Annotated in this window: 19 protein-coding genes; 5 read left to right on the top strand and 14 right to left on the bottom strand. The window is 63.9% G+C overall.

Going from position 1 to position 24,367, the window contains the following annotated elements; genetic code table 11:
• Positions 1–12: 12 nt before the first annotated feature.
• Complete coding sequence (locus CR917_RS25360) at positions 13–1,554, bottom strand: class I adenylate-forming enzyme family protein (RefSeq protein WP_104573063.1); 1,542 nt, start codon at positions 1,552–1,554, stop codon at positions 13–15.
• A gap of 562 nt (positions 1,555–2,116) precedes the next feature.
• On the bottom strand, positions 2,117–4,291 hold the full coding sequence (locus CR917_RS25355) for a TonB-dependent siderophore receptor (protein WP_104573064.1): 2,175 nt from the start codon (positions 4,289–4,291) through the stop codon (positions 2,117–2,119).
• Positions 4,292–4,466: 175 nt separating this feature from the next.
• Here CR917_RS25355 and CR917_RS25350 point away from each other — a divergent pair, with 175 nt between their 5' ends.
• Together CR917_RS25350 and CR917_RS25345 are read left to right on the top strand one after the other, a co-directional pair.
• Positions 4,467–5,921 carry a DUF1254 domain-containing protein gene (locus CR917_RS25350; protein WP_104573065.1) on the top strand — a complete coding sequence of 485 codons (1,455 nt, stop codon included), beginning with the start codon at positions 4,467–4,469 and terminating at the stop codon, positions 5,919–5,921.
• A gap of 33 nt (positions 5,922–5,954) precedes the next feature.
• Positions 5,955–7,448: a DUF1254 domain-containing protein gene (locus CR917_RS25345; RefSeq protein ID WP_043862979.1), complete on the top strand. Its 1,494-nt coding sequence runs from the start codon at positions 5,955–5,957 to the stop codon at positions 7,446–7,448.
• 56 nt (positions 7,449–7,504) lie between these two features.
• Here CR917_RS25345 and CR917_RS25340 read toward each other — a convergent pair whose 3' ends face one another.
• Positions 7,505–8,068, bottom strand: coding sequence for a recombinase family protein (locus CR917_RS25340; protein WP_043862978.1), 564 nt, complete (start codon positions 8,066–8,068; stop codon positions 7,505–7,507).
• Positions 8,069–8,365: 297 nt separating this feature from the next.
• On the opposite strand from CR917_RS25340, the gene CR917_RS25335 reads away from it, so the two are divergent.
• Together CR917_RS25335 and CR917_RS25330 are read left to right on the top strand one after the other, a co-directional pair.
• Entirely contained in the window at positions 8,366–9,433 is a 1,068-nt protein-coding gene (locus tag CR917_RS25335) for a fatty acid desaturase (RefSeq protein ID WP_104573066.1), read from the top strand.
• A gap of 187 nt (positions 9,434–9,620) precedes the next feature.
• Positions 9,621–10,766 carry a serine hydrolase domain-containing protein gene (locus tag CR917_RS25330; RefSeq protein WP_104573067.1) on the top strand — a complete coding sequence of 382 codons (1,146 nt, stop codon included), beginning with the start codon at positions 9,621–9,623 and terminating at the stop codon, positions 10,764–10,766.
• Between the two features lie 45 nt (positions 10,767–10,811).
• Here CR917_RS25330 and CR917_RS25325 read toward each other — a convergent pair whose 3' ends face one another.
• From CR917_RS25325 to gcvA, 8 genes are all read right to left on the bottom strand, one after another.
• Positions 10,812–11,399, bottom strand: coding sequence for an NTP transferase domain-containing protein (locus CR917_RS25325; RefSeq protein WP_104573068.1), 588 nt, complete (start codon positions 11,397–11,399; stop codon positions 10,812–10,814).
• Positions 11,383–12,429, bottom strand: coding sequence for an XdhC family protein (locus CR917_RS25320; protein ID WP_104573069.1), 1,047 nt, complete (start codon positions 12,427–12,429; stop codon positions 11,383–11,385). The genes CR917_RS25325 and CR917_RS25320 overlap by 17 nt, the downstream gene beginning before the upstream one ends.
• Before the next feature lie 53 nt (positions 12,430–12,482).
• A complete protein-coding gene (locus CR917_RS25315; RefSeq protein ID WP_104573070.1) occupies positions 12,483–13,832 on the bottom strand; it encodes a cytochrome c in 1,350 nt (449 codons plus the stop codon).
• Positions 13,833–13,856: 24 nt separating this feature from the next.
• Complete coding sequence (locus tag CR917_RS25310; RefSeq protein ID WP_104573071.1) at positions 13,857–16,115, bottom strand: xanthine dehydrogenase family protein molybdopterin-binding subunit; 2,259 nt, start codon at positions 16,113–16,115, stop codon at positions 13,857–13,859.
• Entirely contained in the window at positions 16,115–16,573 is a 459-nt protein-coding gene (locus CR917_RS25305) for a (2Fe-2S)-binding protein (protein WP_043862972.1), read from the bottom strand. The genes CR917_RS25310 and CR917_RS25305 overlap by 1 nt, the downstream gene beginning before the upstream one ends.
• Before the next feature lie 128 nt (positions 16,574–16,701).
• A complete protein-coding gene (locus CR917_RS25300; RefSeq protein ID WP_104573072.1) occupies positions 16,702–17,610 on the bottom strand; it encodes a YncE family protein in 909 nt (302 codons plus the stop codon).
• A 169-nt stretch (positions 17,611–17,779) separates the two neighbouring features.
• Positions 17,780–19,030 carry an aspartate aminotransferase family protein gene (locus tag CR917_RS25295; protein ID WP_054915403.1) on the bottom strand — a complete coding sequence of 417 codons (1,251 nt, stop codon included), beginning with the start codon at positions 19,028–19,030 and terminating at the stop codon, positions 17,780–17,782.
• Between the two features lie 90 nt (positions 19,031–19,120).
• A complete protein-coding gene (gene gcvA / locus CR917_RS25290) occupies positions 19,121–20,011 on the bottom strand; it encodes a transcriptional regulator GcvA (protein WP_043862969.1) in 891 nt (296 codons plus the stop codon).
• A gap of 334 nt (positions 20,012–20,345) precedes the next feature.
• Here gcvA and CR917_RS25285 point away from each other — a divergent pair, with 334 nt between their 5' ends.
• Positions 20,346–21,746 (top strand): amino acid permease, encoded by a 1,401-nt coding sequence (locus CR917_RS25285; protein ID WP_043862968.1) that lies wholly within the window; start codon positions 20,346–20,348, stop codon positions 21,744–21,746.
• A gap of 90 nt (positions 21,747–21,836) precedes the next feature.
• Here CR917_RS25285 and CR917_RS25280 read toward each other — a convergent pair whose 3' ends face one another.
• From CR917_RS25280 to CR917_RS25270, 3 genes are all read right to left on the bottom strand, one after another.
• A complete protein-coding gene (locus tag CR917_RS25280) occupies positions 21,837–22,424 on the bottom strand; it encodes a biliverdin-producing heme oxygenase (protein ID WP_104573073.1) in 588 nt (195 codons plus the stop codon).
• A gap of 304 nt (positions 22,425–22,728) precedes the next feature.
• Entirely contained in the window at positions 22,729–23,418 is a 690-nt protein-coding gene (locus CR917_RS25275; protein ID WP_104573074.1) for an N-acetyltransferase, read from the bottom strand.
• A 234-nt stretch (positions 23,419–23,652) separates the two neighbouring features.
• Positions 23,653–24,345: an N-acetyltransferase gene (locus tag CR917_RS25270; RefSeq protein ID WP_104573075.1), complete on the bottom strand. Its 693-nt coding sequence runs from the start codon at positions 24,343–24,345 to the stop codon at positions 23,653–23,655.
• Positions 24,346–24,367: the final 22 nt, after the last annotated feature.

The raw sequence follows: 24,367 nt of genomic DNA, 5'->3' as shown, positions 1-24,367 counted from the left end.
TCATTCCTGCCATCAGATCAGTCCTTGGGTGGTGAACTTGCCTGAGTCGGTTCTCGGCAAAGCTTCGAGGAATACGAAGTGGGTGGGCACCATGTGCCAGTCCAGCCGGGCTTTGCAGTGATCGAGCAGAGCTTGCTCGCTGGTCTGGTCATGGCCCGCTGCAAGCACGATGCAGGCCCTTGGCACGTGGCCGGCCGATTCGTCGGCGACAGGCACAACCAGCACCTCGGCCACCGCTGGGTGCGCGGCCAGGCACTGCTCGATTTCCAGCGGGTTGACCATCCAGATATTGCGTGCGAACACATCGTCCTTGCGGGCCACGTAGTAGAGGTAACCCTGAGCGTCCTGCTTGAACAGATCGCCAGTGCGGAACATCCGAGAATGACCGAAGGCATCGTGTACGAAGGCTTTGGCATTGGCCTCGGGCATGTTCCAGTACTCGAGCATCAGGTAGTCGCTGGTTACCAGCAGCTCACCGATTTGGCCGGGCTGGTCGATGGCTCGACCCTGTTCGTCCACAAGGCAAATGCTGATGCCAGGCAGGGGTTTGCCCACTGAAGTTGGGCGCTCGTCGATTTGCCCGGGGGGCAGGTAGCTGACGCGCTTGCACTCTGTGAGCCCGTAGCTGGAAAAGAGCTTCACCCTGGGCAGCACATTGCGTACCTGCTGAATTTGGCGGACGTGCAAGGCCTGTCCGCTGCTGGAAATGTAGCGCAGGCTGGGGACCCGAACCTGCCATTCAGGGCCAGCATTGGCTAGCAGGGAAAATACCGGGGGGAAGACATGCATCGCCGTGACTGCCTCGCGCTCGACAACCGCGAGCACATCGTCGGCGGTGCTGGCGGGGCGGCTTTCTATGACGCTGGTGGCGCCGGCGAACAGCGGCATCACCACGTTGTAGACGCCATAGTCGGAACCCAGCGTCGAATAGCTGAGGATGCGGTCGTCGGGTTTGATCTGCAGGTACTCGGTGACCCGGCTGCAGGCCGCTAGCATGATCCGATGATTGACCAGCACCCCTTTGGGATTGAAGCTCGAACCCGAGGTATAGAAGATCGAGGTGGGTTGCTCGGAGTCCATGACTAGCGGCATAGCGGCCGGGGCATTCTGATCCCTGTACGAGGCGATGGCATCAGCCAGTCGGATGACCTTTGGCGCAGCCGCGAATACCGGACCGGTGAGCAAAATCAGCTCCAGTCCGACTTCCTCAATCAGATCCGGCAGACCCTCGGTACAGTCGGTAATCAGCACACGCGTGCCTGAATCCTTGAGCTGATGAACCAGCTTCTCGCGACTTAGTGTGTGATGAGTTGCAGCGGTGATTGCCCCGACTTGCAGGATGGCCAGATAAGCAGCGATCAGCTCGACGGAAATGGCTGAGTACAGACCCACACGGTCGTCTGTTGCAATGCCCACCGTCTGCAGCAAGGAGGCGACGTCATCCGCATGCTGTTGCAGCACTTGATAAGGCGTTGTGATGCCATCCAGCACAATGGCCGACTTGGTAGGGTATTTAGTAGCATTATCTGCAATGACGTGATGGAGAAGCTGCATGGCTGAACATCCTTTCAGACTCAACGTTGGCAGTTACTTCGGTTTGTTATGCAGCAAGGCTTTCATCAGCCTTGGCTCTTCCGGATGACGAGGCAGTTCTATATTTATTATGGGGTGGTGGTTATTTAAAAGTGCCGGGCGGCTACGTGATGAAAAATATACTTCCATCTGGCGGGCAGGCCTGTCAAGTCGCGGTGCGACTGGGCAGAAGTTATTTTGTCACTGCCCGGTGACGTACTTAAGTTTTGAGTGTTAATGGTGTTTTTGGTCGAGAGGTGTTGGTTGCTGCAGTGGTAGGAAGTTTCCTATGATTGATAGCTTGTTTGATTCAGATATTGTGTTAAGTGGCGTTCAGTAGTTGCGAGATATTTTGATTGAAGTGAAAGGTGACATTATCTAAAGCGGATGGACCGCAACAGTTAAGTCATCACGGATTGAGGATGTCGCCCCAGAAAACCCACGCGCAATGGTTGAAGGGCAGGGACGGTTTGATCGAACGGCAGGACGTGCGTGGCGCACTGCGTACAGACAACAACACGGCGCATCCCTGCGCCACTTCACATCAGAAACTGTACTTGGCCGTGAGCATCATGTTGCGCGGTGTGCCGTAGGTGTCGCCGCCGTAGCTGGTCGAGTTGGAGATGGACGAGTAGTACTTGCGATCGAACACGTTGTTGGCGTTGAGCTGCAGGTCCAGGTTGCGGGTCAGCCGGTAGCCGGCCATCAGGTCGGTGACGGCGTAGCCACCCTGTTCCAGGCGATAGCTGCCACCGTTGGCCAGCGCCACGTCGTTGTACAGGCGGCTCTGCCACGACACGTTGCCGCCCACGCGCAGTTTCTCCAGCGGGCCCTGGAAGCGGTAGGTGGTGGTCAGCTTGAACAGGTGCTCGGGCGTGTCGGTGTCAAAGCGCTGGTTGACGTTCTGCGGGTTGGCGGCGTCCTTGAGGGTGTGCACGCGGGCATAGGTGTAGCCACCGCCCACCTGCCAGTTCTCGGTCAGCGCACCCTGCAGCTCGAAGTCGATACCCTGGCTGCGGATCTCGCCCGAGGCCTCGTAGCATTCGGTCTGCGGGCAGTTCGGCACGAACACCTGCACCGCACGGTTTTCCTGGTCGATGCGAAACAGCGCCAGGCTGGCGTTGAGCGCACCCTCGAAGTACTCGCCCTTGATGCCCACCTCGTAGTTCTTGCCCACGATCGGCTTGACCGGGGTGCCGGAGGTGCCCTTGCTGCTCTGCGGGGTGAAGATGTCGCTGTAGCTGACGTAGACCGAGTGATGCTCGTCCAGGTCGTAGATCAGCCCGGCATAGCGGGTGACGTTGCGGGTGACCTTGTAGTCGCCGTCGCCATCGCGGTTGTCGTAGTCATACCAGTCCAGGCGCCCGCCCAGGATCAGCTTGAGCGGGTCGGCCAGGCTCAGGCGGGTGGTCAGGTACACGCCATCCTGGGTGGTCACTTCGCGGCTGTTGCCGGTGTGGGTGAAGTTCGGCTTGCCGGCATCGATCGGCCAGTTGGGGTCGTAGGGGGCATAGTTGTGGGTGGTCATGTCGTAGATGCGCTTGCTGGCACCCACCACCAGTTCATGGGTGCGCCCCAGCGCTTCGAAGGGCCCGCTGACAAAGGCATCCACGCCGGCCTGGTTTTCATCGTGGGCCGACTGGTACACGGTGCGTGCCAGCGTGTTGTTGACCCAGCGCGACTGGTACGAGCCGGAGAACAGCGCGTTCTGCTCGGAATAGTTGGCGTTGACCTGCAGCTTCCAGTCGTTGGCCAGGCGCTGGCGTACCTCGGCAAAGACGGTGTTGATCTCCTGGTCCTTGTTCTCCCAGGGGGTACCCGGGTTGTACGAGCGCGGCAGGTTCAGGTGATGGCCGTCCAGGCCGATCATCGAGGCGCCCCAGAAGTAGTTGGTCTTGTCCTTCTGGTTGGAGAAGCCGAGGGTCAGGGTGGTGTCGTCGCTCAGGTCCGCCTCGGTGATGGCGTAGAACAGGCCGTGGGTCTCGTCCACGCCATCGACGAAGCTGTTGCTGTCGCGGTAGGACGTCACCACCCGACCGCGCAGGGTGCCGCTGTCGTTGAGCGGGCTGGAGGCATCGACCTCGCCGCGGTAGTCGTCCCAGCTGCCGGCCGCACCGGTGAGGGTGACCTTCTGTTCGGCCAGCGGGCGCTTGCGCACCAGGTTGATGGCTGCCGAAGGGTTGCCCGCACCGGTCACCAGCCCGGTGGCGCCGCGCACCACCTCCACCCGGTCGAACATCGCCAGGTTCGGCTGGGCGCCCACGGTCCAGCCCTGGTAGCCACTGGGGATGCCGTCGTACATCAGGTTGTCGATGTCGAAACCGCGCGCCGAGTACGTCTGCCGGCCAGGGCCGCTGGAGAAGTCGAGGAACAGCCCCGGGGTGGCCTTTACCACGTCGTTGATGCTGGTCATGGCCTGGTCGTCCATGCGCTGGCGGGTAATCACGGTAACGGCCTGGGGCGTTTCGCGCAGGGTCAGCGGCAGCTTGGTCGCGGTCGACATGGCGCCGGTGGTGTATGACTGGGTGCCTTCGGTGGTGCTGCCCAGTTGAGTGTTGACGATTTCGGTGGCGCCCAGCTCCAGGGTCGCAGCCTTGGCTGGCTGCGGTGTCGCAGAGCTGTCATCGGCCAGGGCGGGGGTCAGGGTGGCCATGCAGATGGCCATGGCCAACAGATTGCGGGGCAGGCCGGAGCAATGCGGCGGGGTAGGGCGCGACATGAAGGGTCCCAGTGGTAGTGATAAATATAATACATATGAGAATCGTTACCAAATGATGTGTCAAGGTGTGTCGCAATAAATAGCGGCGTTCTGGCCGATGCCGCGTCCTCTGCTAGGTTTCTAACCATCACCTTTTGTCACCCCACCCCCAGGCATACAGGCAAGGAAGCACCCGATGAACAAGACACCCCTGTTTTTCAGTGGATTGCTCGCTACCGCGGTACTGTTCGGTAGCACAGCGGCCCAGGCACAGACCCAGCCGGTAGTGCAGGTTTCCGGGCCCGAAGCGGATGTGAAGGTCACGGAAACCTACGTGCGGATGATGGCCAGGGAGGCGTACTTCTGGGGTTGGCCCATGGCCAACATCTTCAACCGCCGGCAGAAGTTCAAGGACCTGCCCGAGGCGGGGTTGATGGGCGGCATCGTGCCTGTGGCGCCGATCAACCACCTGTCGATGCTCACCGACTACATCTCGCCCGGGGAACGGCTCGTGGCCTGCCCCAACCAGGATGTGGTGTATGGCGCAGGCAGCATCGCCCTGGACATCGAACCCGTGGTGATCCAGGTACCGGACTTCGGCGACCGTTTCTGGGTGTACCAGATGGTGGACCTGCGCTCCGACAGCTTTGCCGAGCTGGGCAAGATGTACGGCACCAAGCCCGGCTTCTACCTGCTGGTGGGCCCGGACTGGAACGGCAAGGTGCCACAGGGCATCACCCAGGTGTTCCGCGCCAGCACCAACACCGGGTTCGTGATTCCACGGGTGTTCCAGGACGATACCGACGACGATCGCAAGGCCATCCAGCACTATCTGTCGGGCATCGACATGTACCCCTTGTCCAAGTACGACGGCAAGCCCAAGCAGCGTGACTGGAGCCAGTCGCCGAAATTCCCGGCCGAGGCGGCGGGTGAAGAGGAAACCCGCTGGGTGTTCCCGGAAACCTTCTTCGACGAGCTGCCGGCGATTCTCAAGGATGCCAGGCCGCTGCCCGGCGAAGAGGCGCGCTATGCGCAACTGACGGTGCTGGCGCAGATAGCCCAGCGCGATCCCGAGCTGAAGAAAGCCATGATCGACGAGGCGCAGAAGGCTGACAGCGAGGTGGTCAAGCCGTTGCTGCAATTTCGCAACTACGGCCAGCAGTTGCCCCACCACTGGAGCACCATCAGCAACGGCGCGGCGTTCGGCACCGATTATTTCCTGCGCACCGCGGTGGCCCGTTCGAACATCTTCGTCAACAAGCAGATCGAGACCAAGTACTTCTACCAGGACCTGGATGCCTCCGGCACCCGGCTCAACGGTGGCCAGCGCTACAGCGTGACCTTCCCCAAGGGCGCGCTGCCGCCGGTCAAGGGGTTCTGGTCGTTGACGCTGTACAACCAGCAGCACTTCTTCGCCGAAAACCCCTTGGGGCGCTACTCCCTGGGTACCAAGAACACGTCGCTCAAGACCAACCCCGATGGCTCGCTGACGCTCTACGTACAAAGCGATTCGCCCGGCGCGGACAAGGAGAGCAACTGGCTGCCCGCGCCCAAGGGGGCCGACTTCTCGCTCTACGTGCGGGCCTATTGGCCACAGGCGGCGGCGATGAACGGCCAGTGGACGCCGCCGGCCGTGGTCAAGGTCAACTGAACGGATTACCCCATCGCGCCACGAGGACACCTCATGAACCGTTTGAGCAGCACCGTGACGGCCCTGGCCGTAGCCATTTCCCTGAGCAGCGTGGCCAATGCCGCCACCCGTTACGAAGAACTGGCCAACCAGCCCTTCGAAAAGGGCTTCCCGACCGAAGCAACCGCACGCAGCCTCATCGACGAGCTGGTGTTCCAGCGCGCCGTGCAGTCGTACCTGTGGGCGTTGCCGGCGATCAACATCTGGTCGATGAAGGAGGCCTCCGAGAAGCACTTCGGCGCCGGCTACAACATCCTGCCCACCTGGAAGAAACGCATCAACGCCAAGACACTGGTGACCACGCCCAACTCCGACCTGGTCTACGCCATGAGCTACCTGGACCTGGCCAAGTACGGCCCGCTGGTGGTCGAAGCCCCGCCTGGGGTGCAGGGCATGTTCGACGACTTCTTCCAGCGCCCCATCGTCGGCCCGACCATCGACGGCAAGACCTGGCGCGGCGACGTGGGCCTGGCCGGCCCTGACAAGGGCAAGGGTGGCACCTACGTGCTGTTGCCGCCGGGCTACAATGGCCCGGAGCCGACCGAGGGTTACGTCTATCGCTCGCGCACCAACAACGTGTTCCTGTTCTGGCGCACCTTCTTCAAGGACCCCAACGACCTCAGCGTGCCGGTGGCCGAGGTCGAGCGCACCAGGATCTATCCGCTGGGCAAGAAGGACTCGGCACTGGCGATGCAGTTTCCCGATGCCACCGGCGCACCGATCAACATGCTGTTCCCCGAGGACGGTCGCTACTTCGACATGCTGTCGCGCTTCATCGACGCCGAAGCGGTGGACCCGGCCGACATGGACATGCGCGGGTTCCTGCACACCCTGGGCATCGAGAAGGGCAAGCCCTTCGCCCCGGATGCCGAACGGCGCAAGTTGCTCGATGAAGCGGCGCGCACCGCGTTCAAGATGAGCAAGGTGGTCACCAGCCACCTGCTGCCCAAAGAGCCTGGCGGCCTGTACTACAAGGATCGCCAGTTCGTGAACACCTTTGCCGGGGAGAACACCGAGTTCCAGGCCAGTGGCACCTTCACCAACCTGGAGCAGCGCGTGGCGTTCTTCACCTCGGCCTATTCGGACAGCCCGGGCATGGTGATGAACCTGGTCGGCGCCGGTGCCAAATACCCGGCCACCACCCGCGATGCCGAGGGCAAGTTCCTCGACGGTGCCCACACCTACAAGCTCAACCTGCCGGCGAACGTGCCGGCGGCCTTGTTCTGGTCGGTTACCGCCTACGACAACCTCACGGCATCGGGCCTGGACAACGGCCAGCCGTTCCCGTCGCTCAACCAGATGGACAAGCCGACGCCCAACAGCGACGGCTCCACCGACATCTACTTCGGCCCCACCTCGCCGGGCGAGGGCAAGAACTGGATCAAGACCCTGCCAGACAAGGGCTTTCTGGTGATCGTGCGGTTGTATGGGCCCAAACAGGCGTTCTTCGACCAGAGCTGGAAGCCGAGCGACCTGGTCAAGCAGTGAGGGTAGCCCAGGCGGCCTGGAACAACTAGTACCCAGGGCTCTTCTTCTGAAGAGCCCTAGGTCGATTTCAAATACCGATATAACGTCTGGCGACTGATATCGAAATCACGCGCCAGCCGGGATTTACTTTCTCCCGCGCGGGCGCGCTCAATTAAACTTACAACCTGATTGTCGGACAGTTTCTTCTTTCGACCTCGGTAGGAACCCCGATTTCTTGCAGTTGCAATACCGGCGGCCTGTTTTTCGCGCAGTGCCGCGCGCTCGAACTCTGCAAGCAACTCCATGGCCGCGACGATGGGGCCCGCAACTTCACGGCCGTCATCTCGGAATGTCAGGTTTTCATCCACAAACTTGAGCGTGACCTGTTTTTCGATCAAGCGGCGAATGAAGTTGCACAACTGCTCGGTATTGGCCGAAAGCGAGGCCATGCTGTCCACGATCACGGTATCCCCGCACTGCAGGTAACGCAGCAGCTTTTCAAAGCCTGCGCGGTGGGTGGCCGTGTCTGCAGGGGCATCGTAAAACACCGCGTCGAAGGCATCGGGGCTGGCTGGGCTGGGTACGCTGGCGTCTGGTTTCGGTGAGGCGAGCCGGCAATATCTGATGCGATGCAATCTCATGGTGCCTCCTTGGCAATACTTGTACGGCGTCGTTTTATAACTGTACAACCTGTAACTAAATTAAAAATCCTTACACGTAACTGTCACGCTGAACCCACCCAAAATACACAGTTGCAAAGACTTTTACTTGCCTTATCATTTTGAAGCTTGAAAGGATCTTAACAAGCTTCACGCAAACAGTCGATTTGCGTTCATATAATGCGCGCATGCATTCACCTACCCGTTGTATAGCCCGAACAATTGACGCGGCCGGTTTGTCCTGGCGGGGGATTGTCCGACACAAACAGAGGATGAGGTATGAAAGTCTTGGAGGCAGCAATGGAACTTGAACGCCCCACTACCGATCAGCAAAAGATTGATCATGTTACCCGGCGTATTACCGAACATGGTAATTACCTGCGCCAGCGCTATCCGATCCTGCAACATCAGAATGCGCTGGGTGCAGGTGTCATGGCGGTGTCCCTGATCGGCATGGTGGTGAGTGGGGGGCTCTACCTGCAGGGGGCCATTCCTGCCTGGGGCTGCATTCTGATCAACGCGCTGCTGACCTCGTTCATTCATGAAATAGAACACGATCTGATTCATCGTCTTTATTTCAGAAAACAGCCGCTGGCGCACAATGCCATGATGTTTTTATGCTGGTTGGCTCGGCCGGGAATGCCCAGCCCCTGGTTAAGGCGAAGTTTGCACTTTCATCACCATAAAGAGTCAGGCACCGAGACGGATGTGGAAGCCTGGATCACCACCAGTGGCAGCCCCTGGGGTGTATTGCGGTTGTTGAAACTGGTGGACGGGTTCATCTTCGGTTTTCTCAATGCGGTATTTGCCCCAGGCTGGCGGGAGAAAGTCCGCTTGCTGGTCAAGATCGTCCGGCTCAATACACCCTTCGGGCTGTTGTACTGGGGTTGCTGGTATGTGTTTCTCGGCTACCACCTGTATGCCTGGCTTGGCGCGGTCAGCGGGCACGAGGTGCACAGTTCCGCGACCACCCTGGCGGTGATGGACGTGGTCAACAGTGTGGTCGTGATTCTGGTCGCGCCCAACCTGATCCGGCAGTTCTGCCTGTTTTTCATCAGTTCGAACATGCACTATTACGGTGATGTGGCACCGCGCAATGCGCTGCAGCAAACTCAGGTCATGAACGCCTGGTGGCTATGGCCGTTTCAATTGTTCTGCTTCAACTTCGGCAGCACCCACAGTATTCACCACTTCGTTGTCAGGGACCCGTTCTACCTGCGCCAGATGACCGCGCCTTATGCGCATCAAGTCATGGCCGAGGCCGGTGTTCGGTTCAATGACTTCGGCACCTATAAACGCGCGAACCGTTATTCCCTGGCACACACGCACACGCGCTCGCGTGGATGAACGTTCCATCAACCTGTGTGTTTGAGGGGGCGCCCCAGGGGGCGCAGTCGATAGTCAGGTTCACGAGCCAACAGTAATGCGTTCGGGTCTGTCAGGCGCCGAGACAATCATTGTCGCCTGGCAGGTCTGCTACGCAGCAACGTCGCTCGGTTACAGGGCAACATTTCAACGACGAGGAAGACGAGGCATGAAAGCGCAAGGGATATGTGCCCAGCCCTTCGAGGCGGTCCGGCAGGCCTTCGAAGCGATGTTCGATGATCCGCAGGAGCGGGGTGCCGGGCTCTGTGTGCAGGTGGACGGGGAGCGGGTCGTCGACCTGTGGGCCGGTGTGGCGGACCAGGAGGGCGGCAGGCCCTGGACGCACGACACGCTGGCCAACACCTTCTGTGTTGTAAAACCCTATGTGGCAGTGGCCATCCTGATGCTGGTCGAGGCGGGCCGGCTGGAACTGGATGCGCCGGTGGCCCGCTACTGGCCCGAGTTCGCCCGCAACGGCAAGGCCAGGGTCAGTGTGCGTCAGGTGATGAACCACACCGCCGGCCTGCCGGCGCTGCGGGGCCCCGACCATAACCCGATGATGTATGACTGGGAGCACATGGTGCGGGTGCTGGAAGACGAGCCGCTGTGGTGGGAACCGGGCACCGACCTGGGCTACGGCACCACCACCTTTGGCTGGATTCTGGGCGAGCTGATTCGTCGGGTGGACGGGCGCGACCCCTGCGCCTTCATCCATGAACAGATGCTGGACCCTCACGGCCTGGACGTGCACCTTGGGGTGGACGAGACGCAGTTTCACCGTATCGCTCGCTTCGACAGTGCCACCGGGCGCGTTGGCGACCCCTACTCGCAAGCGCTGCGCACGGTGGTGAAGACCGAGCCCTCGCATATCGCCACATTCGCATTCACCAACCCCGGCATGGTGCCCCGGCGCACCAGTGACCCGCGCTGGTGGGCCTATCGGCAACCGGGGGTGTGTGGCCATGCCACCGCTCACGGCCTGGCCGGTTTCTACAGTGCGCTGCTGGCGGGCCACTTCATCGGCCCTGAACTGCTCGACGAATTCACCCGAGAGCACAGTCATGGCATGGATCGGGTATGGATGCGGCCAATGCGCTACGGGCTGGGCTGCATGCTGGAGCAGCAAATCGACCCGGCGGCTACCCACGCCATGGGCCCGGACACCTTCGGCCATATCGGGCTTGGCGGCCCGATCAGCTTTGCCGACCCCGAGCGGCGCGTGAGTTTCGGTTTCGTCACCACGACCTCGGGCGGCCACAGCATGATCGATCCGCGCCCCGGCCGGCTGTCAGCCCTTGTCTATGCGGCGCTTTGAGCGCGGCGCCAGCGTGCAGCGGCAGTTGCGCGCGGGTGGCGTCGCTCACCTCGAGCCAGCCGGGATGTCCCGCGGCTGATCCACATCCCTGATGACGCCCGCATCTTCCACCGGCACCTGGACGCAGGCGTCGTGCGCGCCGCGCACGATGTCCTTGCCGCCCTGATCGCCCTGCAGGCATGCCAGGGCCGGCCAGAACTGTCGACCGAAGATCACCGGATGCCCACGCACCCCGTGATGCAGCGGCAGCACGATCTGCCGGGCGTTGTACAGGGCCTTCAACTGCTTGAGCGTCTGCCCCTGCACCCAGGGCATATCGCCCAGCAACACCGCCACGGCCGGGGCCGGTGACTGTTCCAGCGCACGCACCCCGGCTGCCAGGCTGCTGCCCATGCCCTGGTCGGCCTGCTCGGCCCACAGAACCCGTACCCGCCCGTCAATTGCCAGGTTCGCGGGATCGTCCCCGGGCCTGAGCACCACCCGGACGTCGTCGAACGCCTCCAGTGCCCGTGCCAGCGTGGCTGCCAGCAGCGTTTGCCCCGACGCCAGCCGTGCCAGGCGTTTGTCGCTGCCAAAGCGCCTGGCACGGCCTGCAGCCAGCACCAGGGCGATGCAGTCACCCTGGGTGCGCACAACACGATGCCTGAGTCAGTGGCGGGTGCTCCACCCGGGGCTGGGTCGGCCCCGCGCCGACAGCGCCGGGCAGGGGCACGCCGTTCTTCACCGCCAGCACCTCGGCCATCACGCTCACCGCAATCTCCCCTGGGGTCTTGCTGGCGATATAGAGCCCGATGGGCCCATGCAGGCGCCGCAGCGATTCCGGCGTCTGGCCAAAATGCCCGATCAAGCGCTGGCGGCGGCTCTCGCTGTTGCGCCGCGAGCCAATCGCCCCGATGTACATCGCCGGCCCGCGCAGCGCTTCGATCAGCGCCAGGTCATCCAGCCTGGGGTCATGGCTCAGGGCAATCACGCAGGTGCGAGCATCCACCGCAAACGCGCGCACCACGTCGTCCGGCATGCCCATCAGCTTCTCTACCCCGGCGACCGTCCACACGTCCATGTGCTCGGGCCGCGGATCACACACCGACACCTTGAACCCGTTGAACAGCGCCATCACCGCCACGTACTCGGCCAGCACACCGGCGCCGATCAGCAGCATCCGGTAAGCCGGCCCCAGCGGGTTGCTCATGCGCTGCCCATCGAAGCTGAACGGTGCATGGGGCTGGTCGGCCCGCACCGTCACCTCACCCGAGGCCAGGTCAAGCTCGCGGCGCATCAGTACTCCCTCATCGAGAAGCCCCAGCAATCGGCCCAGCGCCTGCGCGCAGGGTGCGAACTCCAGCACCAGTTCCAGGGTGCCGCCACATGGCAGGCCGAACCGGTGCGCCTCGTCCGCACTCACGCCGTAGCGCACCACCTGGGGCGCGCCGCCTGGCATCCCCGGCCCGCCATGGAGGCTGCTGTACCGGTCAATCAGGTCGTCCTCGATGCACCCGCCCGACACACTGCCCACCGCGCGCCCGTCCTGCCTGAGCACCATCATCGAGCCCACCGGTCGCGGCGACGAGCCCCAGGTGCGCACCACGGTGGCCAGCAGGCAGCGCTCGCCGCCGGCAAGCCACTCCCGGGCAGTTCGCAGCACCAGCAGGTCAATGCTTTCCATGGGGCGTCCTCGACAGGCGTTGCAATGGCATGGGGGCTTCCTGGTTGTGATGCTCAACGCATCTGCAAGATGATCGGGTTGCTGCTGGCCGGCCCGGTGTGCTCGCGCAGCTTGCCCACCGCCTTGGCCTCTACCGCGCCACCGTGATTGCCCCAGGTGCTGCGCACAAAACTCAGCACCTCGGCAATTTCCCGGTCCGACAGCTGTTCGCGAAATGCCGGCATGCGGTAGGCGTCCGGCACGCCCGCGGCGACGATGCGCTGCGAGCCGTTCAGGGTGATGTTGATGGCCGATGCGTCCTCCCTGGCCAGCGCCGAGGTGGCGCCGGCCAGGGGTGGCATCCACTCGGCCTGGCCGCGCCCGTCCAGGCCATGGCAGGTCGCGCAGCGGCTCACGTAGGTGCGCGCGCCGGGGGCCGTGGATGCGGCCGACAGCTCGCTCGCCTGGTACTGCCATGCCGGCCCGTCGCGGCTGGGGTCGCCGGGCAGCGACTTGAGGTAGTGCGCGATCGCGCCCAGGTCTTCGTCGCTCATGAACTGCGTGGAATTGTTGAACGCCTCGGTCATCGAGCCGTACACCACCGCGTGCCGGTTGCGCCCGTGCTTGAGGAAGCTGACGATATCCGCCTCGTTCCAGCGCCCAAGCCCGGTGTTGGGGTCGTTGCGCAGGCTCGGCGCATACCAGCCATCCAGCAGCCCGCCGGCCAGGTACGTCTTGCTGGCCTCGCTCAGGCCCTTCTCGTTGAAGGCCAGGCCGCGCGGCGTATGGCAACTGCCGCAGTGGCCCGGCCCCTGCACGATGTAGGCGCCGCGGTTCCACTGCGCATCCTGGTCCGGCTTGGCCGGGTAGGGCGCGGGGTCGGTGAACAGGCCGTTCCACAGCGCAATCGGCCAGCGCAGGCTCAGTGGCCAGGGGATTTCGCTGGGCTTGTTGGCCTGCGCCGCCGGGCTCACCCCGTGCATGAAGAAGGCATACAGCGCGCGGATATCGTCGTCACTGAGCTTGGCGTACGAGGGGTAGGGCATGGCCGGGTACAGCCGGCGACCGTCCGGGGTCACCCCATGGCGCACGGCGCGGTCGAAGTCGGCCAGGCTGTAGGCGCCGATGCCGGTGGCGCGGTCGGCGGTGATGTTGGTGGCGTAGATCGCGCCCAGCGGGGTGGCCATCTTCAACCCGCCGGTAAACGGCGCCGCCTCTGGCAGGCTGTGGCAGGCCACGCAGTCGCCCAGCCGCGCCACGTACTCGCCGCGTTGCACCAGGGCCGGGTCTGGCGGTGCGGCACTGGCCTGGGCAGCGAAGGGCGAGGCCGGTGTGCGGGTGACGTACCAGGCCATTGCGGCGGCCACCACGAGGCACAGCAGCGCGAAACAGCCCAGCGTTGTTGCGAGTCGACTCTTGGTCATGTGCGCGATGTCCCTGATCGAGGCCTAGCTGAAGGTGTAGCGCGACAGCGGCATGCTGCGGATGCGCTGGCCGGTCAGGTGCGCCACCGCGTTGGCCACCGCCGGGGCCACCGCCGGCAATGGCGGCTCGCCGATACCGCCCATCTTCGCGCCGCTCTCGACGATGCGTACATGCACCCGTGCCATGCGCTGCGCCGACAGGATCGGGTACAGGTCATAGTTGCGCGCGCGCGGCTGGCCGTTCACGTACACCGCTTCCTCCACCAGTGCCTGCGACAGCCCAAGCGACACCGCGCCATTGACCTGCGCCTCGATGATCGCCGGGTTGACGATGCTGCCGGGGTCGATGGCCTCCCAGATATCGTGCACCTTCACCTGGCCCTGCTCGATGGACACCTCGGCGATCACCGCCGCCTCCGAGCCGAACGGCGAGGCCATGGCCACACCCCGAGCGCGCCGCGAGCCGTCCTCGGCGGTGAACGGGCCACGCTTCCAGCCACCGGACAGATCGCCCACCGCCTGCAGCAGGTTGGTCAGGCGCTGGTTGTCGCGCAGCAGGTGCAGGCGCAGTTCGAACGGGTCCTGCTTGCCCTTGTCGGCCAGCTCATCGAGGAACGCCTCATAGAAGAAGTCATTCAGCGAGTTGCCCACCGAACGCCAGTAACCGAGCATCGCCGGGCCTTTCACATAGACCTGGGCGATACGTTTGCTGGGGATGGCGTAGGCCTTGCCCGACAGCCCTTCGAGTGCCGTGGGGTCGATTTTCTCGCCCTGCTTGCCGGCGATGGCTTCGGTGGGGCCTTCGGTGGCGCTGACTGCCTCGATGGCCACCGGCAGGCCCTGGGCGTCGAGTGCGGCGCGGAACTTGACCACGGCCATGGGGCGCAGCACGTCACGCAGAAACTCCTCTTCGCGGCTCCAGATCAGCTTGACCGGGCGCCCGACTGCCTTGGCCAGCAGGATCGCCTGCGGGTAGGGGTTGGCGCTGTCGTACAGGAAGTGGCGGCCGAAAAAGCCGCCCAGCAGCGGCGAATGCAAGGTGATCTGCGCCGGGTCCAGGCCGGTGCGCTTGGCCATGTCGGCGCGGAACATGTCGGGCGCCTGGTTGGGCAGCCACACCTCCAGCGTGCCGTCGGGGTTGAAGCGCGCCAGGGCCGAAGGCGGCTCCAGCTGCGCATGGTTGAGGAACTGGTTGTGGTAGGTGGCCTCCACCTGGGTGGCGGCGTCGGCAAAGGCTTTGCCGAAGTCGCCTTCATTCTCTTCGTCGCGGGCCGGGCCGGTGGCCGCGGCCAACTGGTCGCGAAAGGCGTCACTGGAAAAGTCCGCAGGCATCTGGCGCACCTTCGCGTCGGCCGATGCCTCCAGCCACTGCACCTGCACGGCCTCCACCGCGCGCTTGGCGTGCCACCAGCGCTCGGCCACCACGGCCACCGCACCGGGCAGCCGATGCACCGAATGCACGCCCTTCATGGCTTTCACCTGCGCCTCGTTGCGCAGCTCGCCCACGCGCATGCCCAGGCGCGGTGCATGCTGCACCGCGGCATGCAGCATGCCGTCGACCTTCACGTCGATGCTGTACACGGCCTTGCCGGTGGACTTGTCATAGGCGTCCACCCGTTGCACTGGCTTGCCGATCCAGCGGAACTGGCTGGGGTCGCGCAGCGTCACGCTGGCAGGGTCTGGCACGGGCAGGTCCATGGCCTGGGCTGCCAGTTCGCCATAGCCCAGCGTGCGCCCCGACGCGGCGTGTATCACCCGGCCGGGCTCGGTGCTCAGGTCGCCCACCGGCACGCCCAGGCGCTCGGCAGCGGCCTGCAGCAGCATGGCGCGGGCCAGGGCGCCGAGGCGGCGCATGGTCGGGTAGCTGGTGCGCACCGACATGCTGCCGCCGGTGATACGCATGCCGTTGTCCATCACCACGTACTGCTCGCCGGGCGGTGCGCTGTCGATCAAAAAGGTGGCGGGGTCGGCATCGAGCTCTTCGCCCACGATCTGCGCCATGGCCGTGAAGATGCCCTGGCCGCCCTCCATGAACGGGCTGAGCAGGCGGATGCGGCCGTCCGGGCGGATCTCCAGGAAGGCCGGCACCTGGGTGCCGGGCGCCGGTGCGTTGCCCGTGGCGGCCTGCACACGGCTCAGGCCCAGGGGCAGGCCGAAGCCCAGCACCAGTGCGCCCACTGCCGTGCCGGCGCTTGCCAGCAGAAAGCTGCGGCGGGAGATATTGACCGGCTCGCCCACAGGGAAGGGCTGGGCCACGCCGGTAACGCGCAGGCTGTCGTTCATCAGGCGTTCTCCTGCGCGGCGGCCACGTCGTGCACGGCGGCATGGATGGCGTTGTAGGTGCCGCAACGGCACAGGTTGACCATTGCGGCAGCAATCTGGGCATCGCTCGGGTGCGGGGTGTGCTTGAGCAGGGCGGTGGCCGCCATCACCTGGCCCGACTGGCAGTAACCGCACTGGGCCACCTGGTGCTTGACCCAGGCGCTGACCACGCGCTTGCCCACGGCGTCGGCCTCCACGGCTTCGATGGTGGTGATTTCGCGCCCCACCACGCCGGCCACCGGGGTCACGCAGGCACGCACCACGGCGCCGTCCACCAGCACCGAGCAGGCGCCGCACTGGGCCAGGCCGCAGCCGTACTTGGTACCGGTCAGGCCCAGGTCATCGCGGATCACCCACAGCAGGGGCGTGTCCGCGTCAGCATCGACCTCGTAGGTCGTCTGGTTGATTCGCAGTTGCATGGCTCACCCGTCATCAGTCGGTCAGGTCTTGATTTCTTATGGGCGTGGCCGTGCGCAAGGCGCAGGCCACCCATAGACGCTAGCACACGGGGCGGCGGGGGCCGTTGAAGGGGCGGGTCAGGTGACGATCAGCAGGGGCTGGCCAGGTCCAGCTTGGCCACGAAGGCGCCGGTGAAGAAGTCCACCACCTCGCCACGATGGCTCAGCACGTGGTCGCCAAACCAGTCAGCGGCCAGTCGCGCCTTGGGCATGATGGTGGTCTCGGTATGGCCGGTGGCGGTTGCGATGATGAGATTGCCGGTGAGCGTGGAGCTGTCGGTGGGCGAGGTCGGCAGGCACAGGTGGCTGCCGGATTCGTTGAACAGGATCCGGCCCGAGCCGACATGGCCATACGCACTGACGTCTTTGGTCCATACCGTTGCGCCCTCGCGGTCGCAGCACAACAGCCGGTTGTTTTCCCCGGTCACGAACAGGTACTGCCCGTCGCGGGAAAAGCGCAGGCTGCGCACCTTTGCCTCCAGCGGCACGCTGACCCTGCCGACTTCGCCGCTGGCGCAATCGACCGTCAGCACGCCATTGCGGGCACGCTCGTCGGGGGCCCAGAGCCTGCCCAGCAGCGGGTCGATGCTGCCGAACCTGGCGTCCACGTCACGCTCCACAGGGTCGCTGTGTTCACCGCTGTCCAGGTCGATGATCACCGGGCGTTTCTTGCCATTGGCCACGCTGACCAGCGCGTAGCGGGCGCTGGGGTCGAAGCGTGCCCAGTACGACAGCAGGTTCTGGGTTGCATGCAGCGGCGCGCCGTCGTGCACAAGGTTCAGCCGCGAGCGGCTGGCCCCGCGCACCACCAGCCACTTGACCCCGCTCAGCGCGATGCGGCGTTGGTCGCGCGCGATGTCCCACACGCTGTCGTCGGGCTGGGCGAAAGTCGGCCGGCTCAGGGTGCCGGTGTCGGGATGGTACTGCACGAGGCAGGGCGGGCGAACGGTGTCGTCCTTGTCGAAGAACACCAGGCGGCGCGGTACATCGATGTACATTGGGACTCCCAGGGCCAGCGTGCGAAACGATGCAGGATAAAGCCTGATTGCGCTGGGCAAAAGCACTTGTCGGCTGGCCAGCCTCCGTAACGCGCGGGCGCACGTACGGATTGCTGGCTATGGCATCAAGACACGGGATGGGAGGTCGTGATCAGCGGGCGGGTCAGTTTTATGACAGTTCTGCCAGGCAGCGCTCCAGGATATCCAGCCCGCGCTCCAGCACGTCTGCCTCGGCGGTCAATGGCGCCAGCAACCTGATGATGTGCCGCGCCTTGCCCGCCGGCATTAGCAGCAGCCCGGCCGCGCGTGCCTTCTCCAGCACCTCGGCCAGCTGCGCGGTGGCCGGCTTGCCTTGTGGCGTGACCAGCTCGATGCCGCGCATGGCGCCCACACCGGTCAGGCGCCCGAGGTACGGCGTCAACCCGCGGGCCTTCCACGCTTCATACCGCCCGACGATGGCGCGCTCCTGCAACTCGCCCCAGGTCGCCAGGTTGGCATCGCTCATCAGTTCCAGGGTCGCCAACCCTGCCGCACAGGCCAGCGGGTTGCCCGAATAGGTGCCGCCCAGGCCACCCTTGGGCAGGCTGGCCATCAGCTCGCGCCGGCCTACCACCGCTCCCAGCGGCACGCCGCCGGCAATGCTCTTGCCCAACAGCAGCAGGTCCGGCTCGATGCCCAGCCGCGGGAAGCCGAAGCGCTGGCCGGTGCGGCCAAAGCCCGACTGGATCTCGTCGATGATGATCAGGATGCCGTGTGCATCGCAGAACGTGCGCAGGGCCTGGGCAAAGGTGGGGTCCATTGCCAGGAAGCCGGCTTCGCCCTGCACCGGCTCGAAGATGAAGCAGGCCACTTCGTTGACGTCGATCTCGACGCTGAACAGGCGCTCCAGCGCCTGCATCGCCTGCTCGCCGGTCACGCCGTTGTCGGCGCTGGGGTAGGGCAGGTGGAACACCGGGCCGGGCAGCACGCCGACCTTCTGCTTGTAGGGCGCCACCTTGCCATTGAGGTTGAGCGTGGCCAGGGTACGTCCGTGGAAGCCGCCATCGAAGGCCACCACCGCCGTACGCCCGGTGGCGGCGCGCGCCACCTTCAGGGCGTTCTCCGCCGCCTCGGCGCCACTGTTGGTGAGCATGCCTGCCATCGGGTAGCTCAGTGGCACGAACGCCTCCAGGCGTTGCATGAACTGCACATAGGGCCCGTGCGGGACGGCGTTGAACGCCGCATGGGTCAGTTGCGTGGCCTGGTGCTGGATGGCGCTGACGATCGCCGGGTTGCAATGCCCCAGGTTGAGTACGCCGATACCGCCCACGAAGTCGATGTAGTGCTTGCCATCGGTATCCCACACCTGGGCATTGCGCCCGTGTGAAAGTGTAATGGGATGCACAATGGAAAGAGATCGGCTGATTGTTTCGTGCGTCATGGGCAAGTACCTGGGTGACGGAAGTTTTTATATATCTAAGCCAACATCCGGCAAACGCCACAAGCGAAATAAAGTCGAGCAATCATTCCGTCAAATCGTGATCCTGCCCTGTATCCACTCGACGAACGCCTTCACCTTCGGCACCTGCGCCGCATGCTCGGCATGGGCGATGAAGTGCGCGCCCTCGCTGGGCATGGTGTGCGCCCAGGCCACCACCAGCTTGCCCTCGGCCAGTTCTTCGGCCACCAGGTAGCGTGGCACCAGGGCGATGCCGCAGCCGGCCTGGGCCGCGCGGATGCACAGGTAGAAGGTGTCGAAGCGCGGCCCGTGGTAGCTGTGCTGGGACTGCAGGTCCTGCTGCAGGAACCACTCGTGCCAGGCCTCCGGGCGCGAGGTGCATTGCAGCAAGGGGTGGCGGGCGAGGTCTTCGGCACTGCGTGGCAGCGCTGCCGCGATCAGCTCGGGGTGACACACCGGCACCACCTCTTCATGGAACAGCTCGATGCAGGTGGCCCCCGGCCAGGTGCCCTGGCCGAAGAAAAACGCGATGTCGGCCTTGTTGTTGAGCAGGTCGAAGGGTTCCAGCTCGCTCTTGATGTCCAGATGGATGTTCGGGTGCTGCCGGCTGAAACCGTGCAGGTTGGGCACCAGCCAGCGTGCGCCGAAGGTGGGCTGGGTGGCCACGGTCAGCACCTGGGTCTCGCCGCCGTAGGTCAGGATGTAGCGGCTGGAGATGTCCAGCTGGGTGAGGATCTTGTTCACCTCGGCCAGGTACAGCGAGCCTGCAGGGGTCAGGTGCAGGCGTCGGCGCACGCGCTGGAACAGGTTGTGGCAGAGCATTTCCTCGAGTTGCGCCACCTGCTTGCTCACCGCGCTCTGGGTCAGGTGCAGCTCCTGCGCGGCGCGGGTGAAGCTCAGGTGGCGGGCCGCCGCCTCGAAGCATTGCAGGGTGGTGGTGGAGGGCATCAAACGCTTGGACATCGAGGGCACCGGGCAGATGAAAAGGACTGAGTTCATTCCATGGAGGAATCATGTGGTGATAAAAGGTCGTTTGTAAGCAGCCTGTTCGCAGATTAATACTGACCTGCGTCAATCATTTCAACTGCTAGTTTCGATGCCCCGAGGGACCGGGAAAAGTGCGTCCGAAACTTATCGAAAAGAGGCCGATCAGTACCCGTTACATTACGTTTGATGCCCAAAAAACAATAACGGCTCCTTACATTTCTGCTGCCGCACACTTTCCATGAAGACCTTGGCCTGACCTGCGCGGTCATCGCGCAACCAGGTGCAGCAGGCATTGGCCAGAGAGGCAACCATGTCGTCCCTACAAGAAAAACCGCAACGCTCGCTCAAGCACGGCCTGACCTCGCGTCAGGTCTCGATGATCTCCATCGCCGGCATCATCGGCGCCGGTTTGTTCATCGGTTCGTCCAACGCCATCGCCAAGGCCGGTCCGGCCATCCTCATCTCCTACATGATTACCGGCCTGCTGGTGCTGCTGGTGATGCGCATGCTCGGCGAAATGGCCATCGCCGACCCCAACAGCGGCTCGTTCTCCACCTACGCCGGGCGGGCCATCGGGCCATGGGCAGGCTTCACCATCGGCTGGCTGTACTGGTGGTTCTGGGTACTGATCATTCCGGTCGAGGCAATCGCCGGTGCCGACATCCTGCACGCCTGGTACCCCGACGTGCCGTCCTGGGCCTTTGCCTTCCTGATCATGATCGTGCTGTCGTGCAGCAACCTGATCAGCGTGAAGAACTTCGGCAAGTTCGAGTACTGGTTCGCCCTGGTCAAGGTGGTGGCGATCATCGGCTTTTTGGTGGTGTGCCTGATGGGGGTGAGCGGTGTATGGCCGCTGGCGCAGACCTCGGGCGTCGAGAACCTGTGGTCCAATGGCGGCTTCATGCCCAACGGCTTCGGCGCCGTGCTGGCCGGCGTGCTGGTGACCATCTTCTCGTTCTTCGGTGCCGAGATCGTCACCATTGCCGCCGACGAAACCGCCAACCCGAAAGACAAGATCCGCCGCGCCACCAACCTGGTGGTGTACCGCATCGCGATCTTCTACGTGTTCTCGATCTTCTTCATCGTCGCGCTGGTGCCGTGGAATGACCCGCGCCTGCTGCAGGTGGGCTCGTTCCAGCGCGCGCTGGAAATCCTCAACGTGCCGGGTGCCAAGTTCCTGATCGACGTGGTGGTGCTGGTGGCGGTCACCAGTTGCATGAACTCGGGGCTGTATACCGCTTCGCGCATGCTCTATTCGCTGGGCGCGCGCGGTGAGGCGCACCCGCTGACCAAGCGTATTTCCGGTAGCGGCGTGCCCACCGTGGCGGTGCTGTTGTCGACCCTGGCCGGGTTTGTCGGTTGCTTCGTGAACTTCGCCTTCCCGGGCAAGGTGTTCGGCTTCCTGCTGTCGACCACCGGGGCCATCGCGCTGCTGGTGTATCTGGTGATCGCCGTGTCGCAGCTGCGCATGCGTGCAATCGTCGAGCGCGAGGGCACCGAGCTGGCGTTCAAGATGTGGCTGTTCCCGTGGCTGACCTGGCTGGTGATCGTGGTGATTTCGCTGGTGCTGGGCTACATGCTGTTCAGCCCCGACTACCGCTACGAGACCTTGATGACGGCGGCGGTGACGGCGTTGATCCTGGGCATCGCGTTCTACCGCAAGCGGGCGCGTATCGAGCATCAGCCGCAGGCGATGACCGACCAGGGTTAGCGAGCGCTGCGCACTCGATCGCCGTCAAGGCCGGCTCCTGCAGGATCATCGTGACCCCTGCAGGAGCCGGCGAAGACGTCGCCACAAGCCTCAGCCGAAAATGTCGCGCACGCTGCTGCGATAGAACTCGAACGCCGCCAGCGCCCCATCCACCGCCTGGCGCTCCTGTTCCTCACTCAGCACCAGTGCATCGATCAACCCCACGAACTGGCGCCACTGCAGCGCACGCCCGTCCGGGTGCGGCGCCAGATGCCGGGCGCCACGCTGCGCGTCCAGCCCCAGTTGCTGGGTCTGCCTGAACAGAAACGCCGCCCCCAGGTTCGAGCCCTCGCTGCAGTACAGCCAGCCCAGTGCTTCAGCTGGCGCAGACAGCTGCACAGGGGCCGGTACACCGGGCACCGGCAGGCCAAGGTCGCGCAGGTCGGCCTGCACTGCCTCGAACCGCGACAGCGCCGCCAGCCCGGGCAATGTGCGGTTCAACTGCGCATCGCCATACAAGGCTTGAAGGCTGCCATGAAAGCGGTGCTGCACCTGCAGAAACAATGCATAGCGCTCGCGGCTCTCGAACGGTCGAACGCCCAGCAACAGCGTATCGACACTGTCGTGCTCGCGGCGGCTGGCGGCCTTGAGGCGTTGGCAGCGGCCGGTTTCGGGCGCAGGGGAGGCGGGGGCATTCATGGTCGGGGTCTCATGTCGGCAGTGAGCAGGCATTGGTAATGCCAATGCCTAGACTCTCTCGCGCCATCGTCGTTCCGTGCAGCACCCGGCCTGCCAGGCGAGCGTCTTCAATGCGTGGATCTGCAATGGAATCTTCATCCCGGGGCATTCGTCTCTGAACTGCATTCGTGGGCGTTATGGCCGGCGGATGCTTGCATGCGCTCCAGGTACGGTCAAGCGCCGCGCAGGGCGGGTAGATGCGGGGTTGAGCAGGGGTGTCGAGCAGGCCCCTGCACCCGCAGCGCGGGCGCAGAGGCTGGCAGGTTCATGCCGGTGCGGCGGCTGTCTTGACTGCCCGCGGCTTGCGCAGCTGTTCCAGGCGTGAACCGCTGTAGGTGGTCTCGCGGAAGAACTTCCAGCGCCCGAACAGGCAGTACACGTGCGCCACGCGCCCCTGTTCGTGATAACCCATGCGCAGGTGCAGCTTCATGGCCGGTACGTTGTGCGTCTCGACCACGTCCACCACCTTGTTGCAGCCCTGGGCCTGCATGGCCGCCCACAGGTTGACCTGGGCATCCACCGACAGCCTGGTGCCGAAGTACGACGGGGTCATCTCGCCGCCGAACTCGAAGAACTCGCCCTCCTTGACCGGGAAGGTGCAGCCGTAATAGTGACGGTCCAGGTAGTCGCGCTTGCTGCCCCAGATGAACGCCACCGCATTGTCGGCATCGTCCAGGTACATGTGCCCGGTGTGGCCTTCGCGGGCAAGCTCGGCCATGGTTTGCACACGGTCGCCGAAGTGGCGGGCAAAGGCGACGGCGTTGTCCTCGGTGATGGTCACCAGGCGCACCGGCTTGTGCGGTCGCAGGTTGTGCGGCGGTACCGCACTGACCAGGTCGCGCTCCATCCACAGCAGTTCCCAGTGATAGAACACATGGCGTTCCCAGAGGGTTCTGGCGACGCGGCGCAGGCCTTTTCTTCTGATCTTGTCGCGCAGGTTCTGCAAAGCACCCATGGTGCCTCCTTGCCGGATAGGGCAGATGAAACGGTGGGTTTGATGAAATCTTTTTCATGGTATAGCCCAGCGTTTTGACGGCGTGTCAAAAAGCCATCGCAGCGGTTGTTTCAAAATATGTGTAACAAGGGTGAACCGCTCTACACCGGAGGTTACCGGCATAGAGCAGTTGATCGGAAAGGTCTGACGCTTTTTTGACGATTTAATGGCGCCTGAATCAAGGCGCGGTTCTGCTCAGGCGATGAAGGTGTCAGGGGTCCGTGGCCGGGCCCGCGGCGCCAGGTGAGCGAGGCGCTTGCCGCTGTAGTGGGTGGTGCGCGAGAACCGCCAGCAACCGAACACTCTGTAGGCGTGGGTGATGCGACCCTGTTCTTGATAATCCAGCTGCAGGTGCATCTTCACCGCCTGCACGTTGTCCAGCGCCACCACATTGACGATGCGCGTACACCCCTTGGCCAGCATGGCGGACCACAGGTCGAGCTGGGCCTGGGTCGACAGGCCTGTACCGAAGTAGGCGCGGTCGACTTCCCCGGCAAACTGGAAGTATTCGCCCGGCTGCACCGGGAAGGTGCAGCCGTAGTAATGGCGGTCGTGGTAATCGCGGGTGCTGGCCCACACCATCGCCACCGCGTTGCCGTGGCTGTCCACGTACATGTGGCCGGTGTGGCCCTGTTCGGCGAGGTCGGTCATGGCCTGCACCTGGCCAGGGAAGTAACGGCTGAAGGCCTCGGTATTGTGGGGTGTTATCGCTACCAGGCGCACTGGCGGGCAGGTGCGCCTGCGTTGCGCGGCGACGGGCGCAAGGGGGCTGCGCTGCAACCACACCAGTTGCCAGTGCGAGAAGATGTAGCGGCGCCACAGCGGGCGAAGCGCACGCAGCAAGCCTTTTTGTCTGATACGCTGGTGGGCGATTTCGATCAATTGCATGAGAACTCCGACAGGTTTTATT

Source organism: Pseudomonas sp. BRM28, from assembly GCF_002939405.1.
Lineage (GTDB): Bacteria > Pseudomonadota > Gammaproteobacteria > Pseudomonadales > Pseudomonadaceae > Aquipseudomonas > Aquipseudomonas palmensis.
The sequence above is the reverse complement of the archived record's forward strand: the minus strand, read 5'-3'. Positions and strand labels throughout refer to the sequence as shown.

Excerpts from the sequence above, each read along its gene's own strand:
- CR917_RS25360 (WP_104573063.1), bottom strand. The coding sequence starts at position 1,554 with ATGCAGCTTCTCCATCACGTCATTGCAGATAATGCTACTAAATACCCT.
- CR917_RS25315 (WP_104573070.1), bottom strand. The coding sequence starts at position 13,832 with ATGACCAAGAGTCGACTCGCAACAACGCTGGGCTGTTTCGCGCTGCTG.
- CR917_RS25270 (WP_104573075.1), bottom strand. The coding sequence starts at position 24,345 with ATGCAATTGATCGAAATCGCCCACCAGCGTATCAGACAAAAAGGCTTG.
- CR917_RS25310 (WP_104573071.1), bottom strand. The coding sequence starts at position 16,115 with ATGAACGACAGCCTGCGCGTTACCGGCGTGGCCCAGCCCTTCCCTGTG.
- CR917_RS25350 (WP_104573065.1), top strand. The coding sequence starts at position 4,467 with ATGAACAAGACACCCCTGTTTTTCAGTGGATTGCTCGCTACCGCGGTA.
- CR917_RS25295 (WP_054915403.1), bottom strand. The coding sequence starts at position 19,030 with ATGACGCACGAAACAATCAGCCGATCTCTTTCCATTGTGCATCCCATT.
- CR917_RS25300 (WP_104573072.1), bottom strand. The coding sequence starts at position 17,610 with ATGTACATCGATGTACCGCGCCGCCTGGTGTTCTTCGACAAGGACGAC.
- CR917_RS25345 (WP_043862979.1), top strand. The coding sequence starts at position 5,955 with ATGAACCGTTTGAGCAGCACCGTGACGGCCCTGGCCGTAGCCATTTCC.
- CR917_RS25275 (WP_104573074.1), bottom strand. The coding sequence starts at position 23,418 with ATGGGTGCTTTGCAGAACCTGCGCGACAAGATCAGAAGAAAAGGCCTG.
- CR917_RS25280 (WP_104573073.1), bottom strand. The coding sequence starts at position 22,424 with ATGAATGCCCCCGCCTCCCCTGCGCCCGAAACCGGCCGCTGCCAACGC.
- CR917_RS25330 (WP_104573067.1), top strand. The coding sequence starts at position 9,621 with ATGAAAGCGCAAGGGATATGTGCCCAGCCCTTCGAGGCGGTCCGGCAG.
- CR917_RS25285 (WP_043862968.1), top strand. The coding sequence starts at position 20,346 with ATGTCGTCCCTACAAGAAAAACCGCAACGCTCGCTCAAGCACGGCCTG.
- CR917_RS25305 (WP_043862972.1), bottom strand. The coding sequence starts at position 16,573 with ATGCAACTGCGAATCAACCAGACGACCTACGAGGTCGATGCTGACGCG.
- CR917_RS25355 (WP_104573064.1), bottom strand. The coding sequence starts at position 4,291 with ATGTCGCGCCCTACCCCGCCGCATTGCTCCGGCCTGCCCCGCAATCTG.
- CR917_RS25335 (WP_104573066.1), top strand. The coding sequence starts at position 8,366 with ATGAAAGTCTTGGAGGCAGCAATGGAACTTGAACGCCCCACTACCGAT.
- gcvA (WP_043862969.1), bottom strand. The coding sequence starts at position 20,011 with ATGTCCAAGCGTTTGATGCCCTCCACCACCACCCTGCAATGCTTCGAG.
- CR917_RS25340 (WP_043862978.1), bottom strand. The coding sequence starts at position 8,068 with ATGAGATTGCATCGCATCAGATATTGCCGGCTCGCCTCACCGAAACCA.
- CR917_RS25320 (WP_104573069.1), bottom strand. The coding sequence starts at position 12,429 with ATGGAAAGCATTGACCTGCTGGTGCTGCGAACTGCCCGGGAGTGGCTT.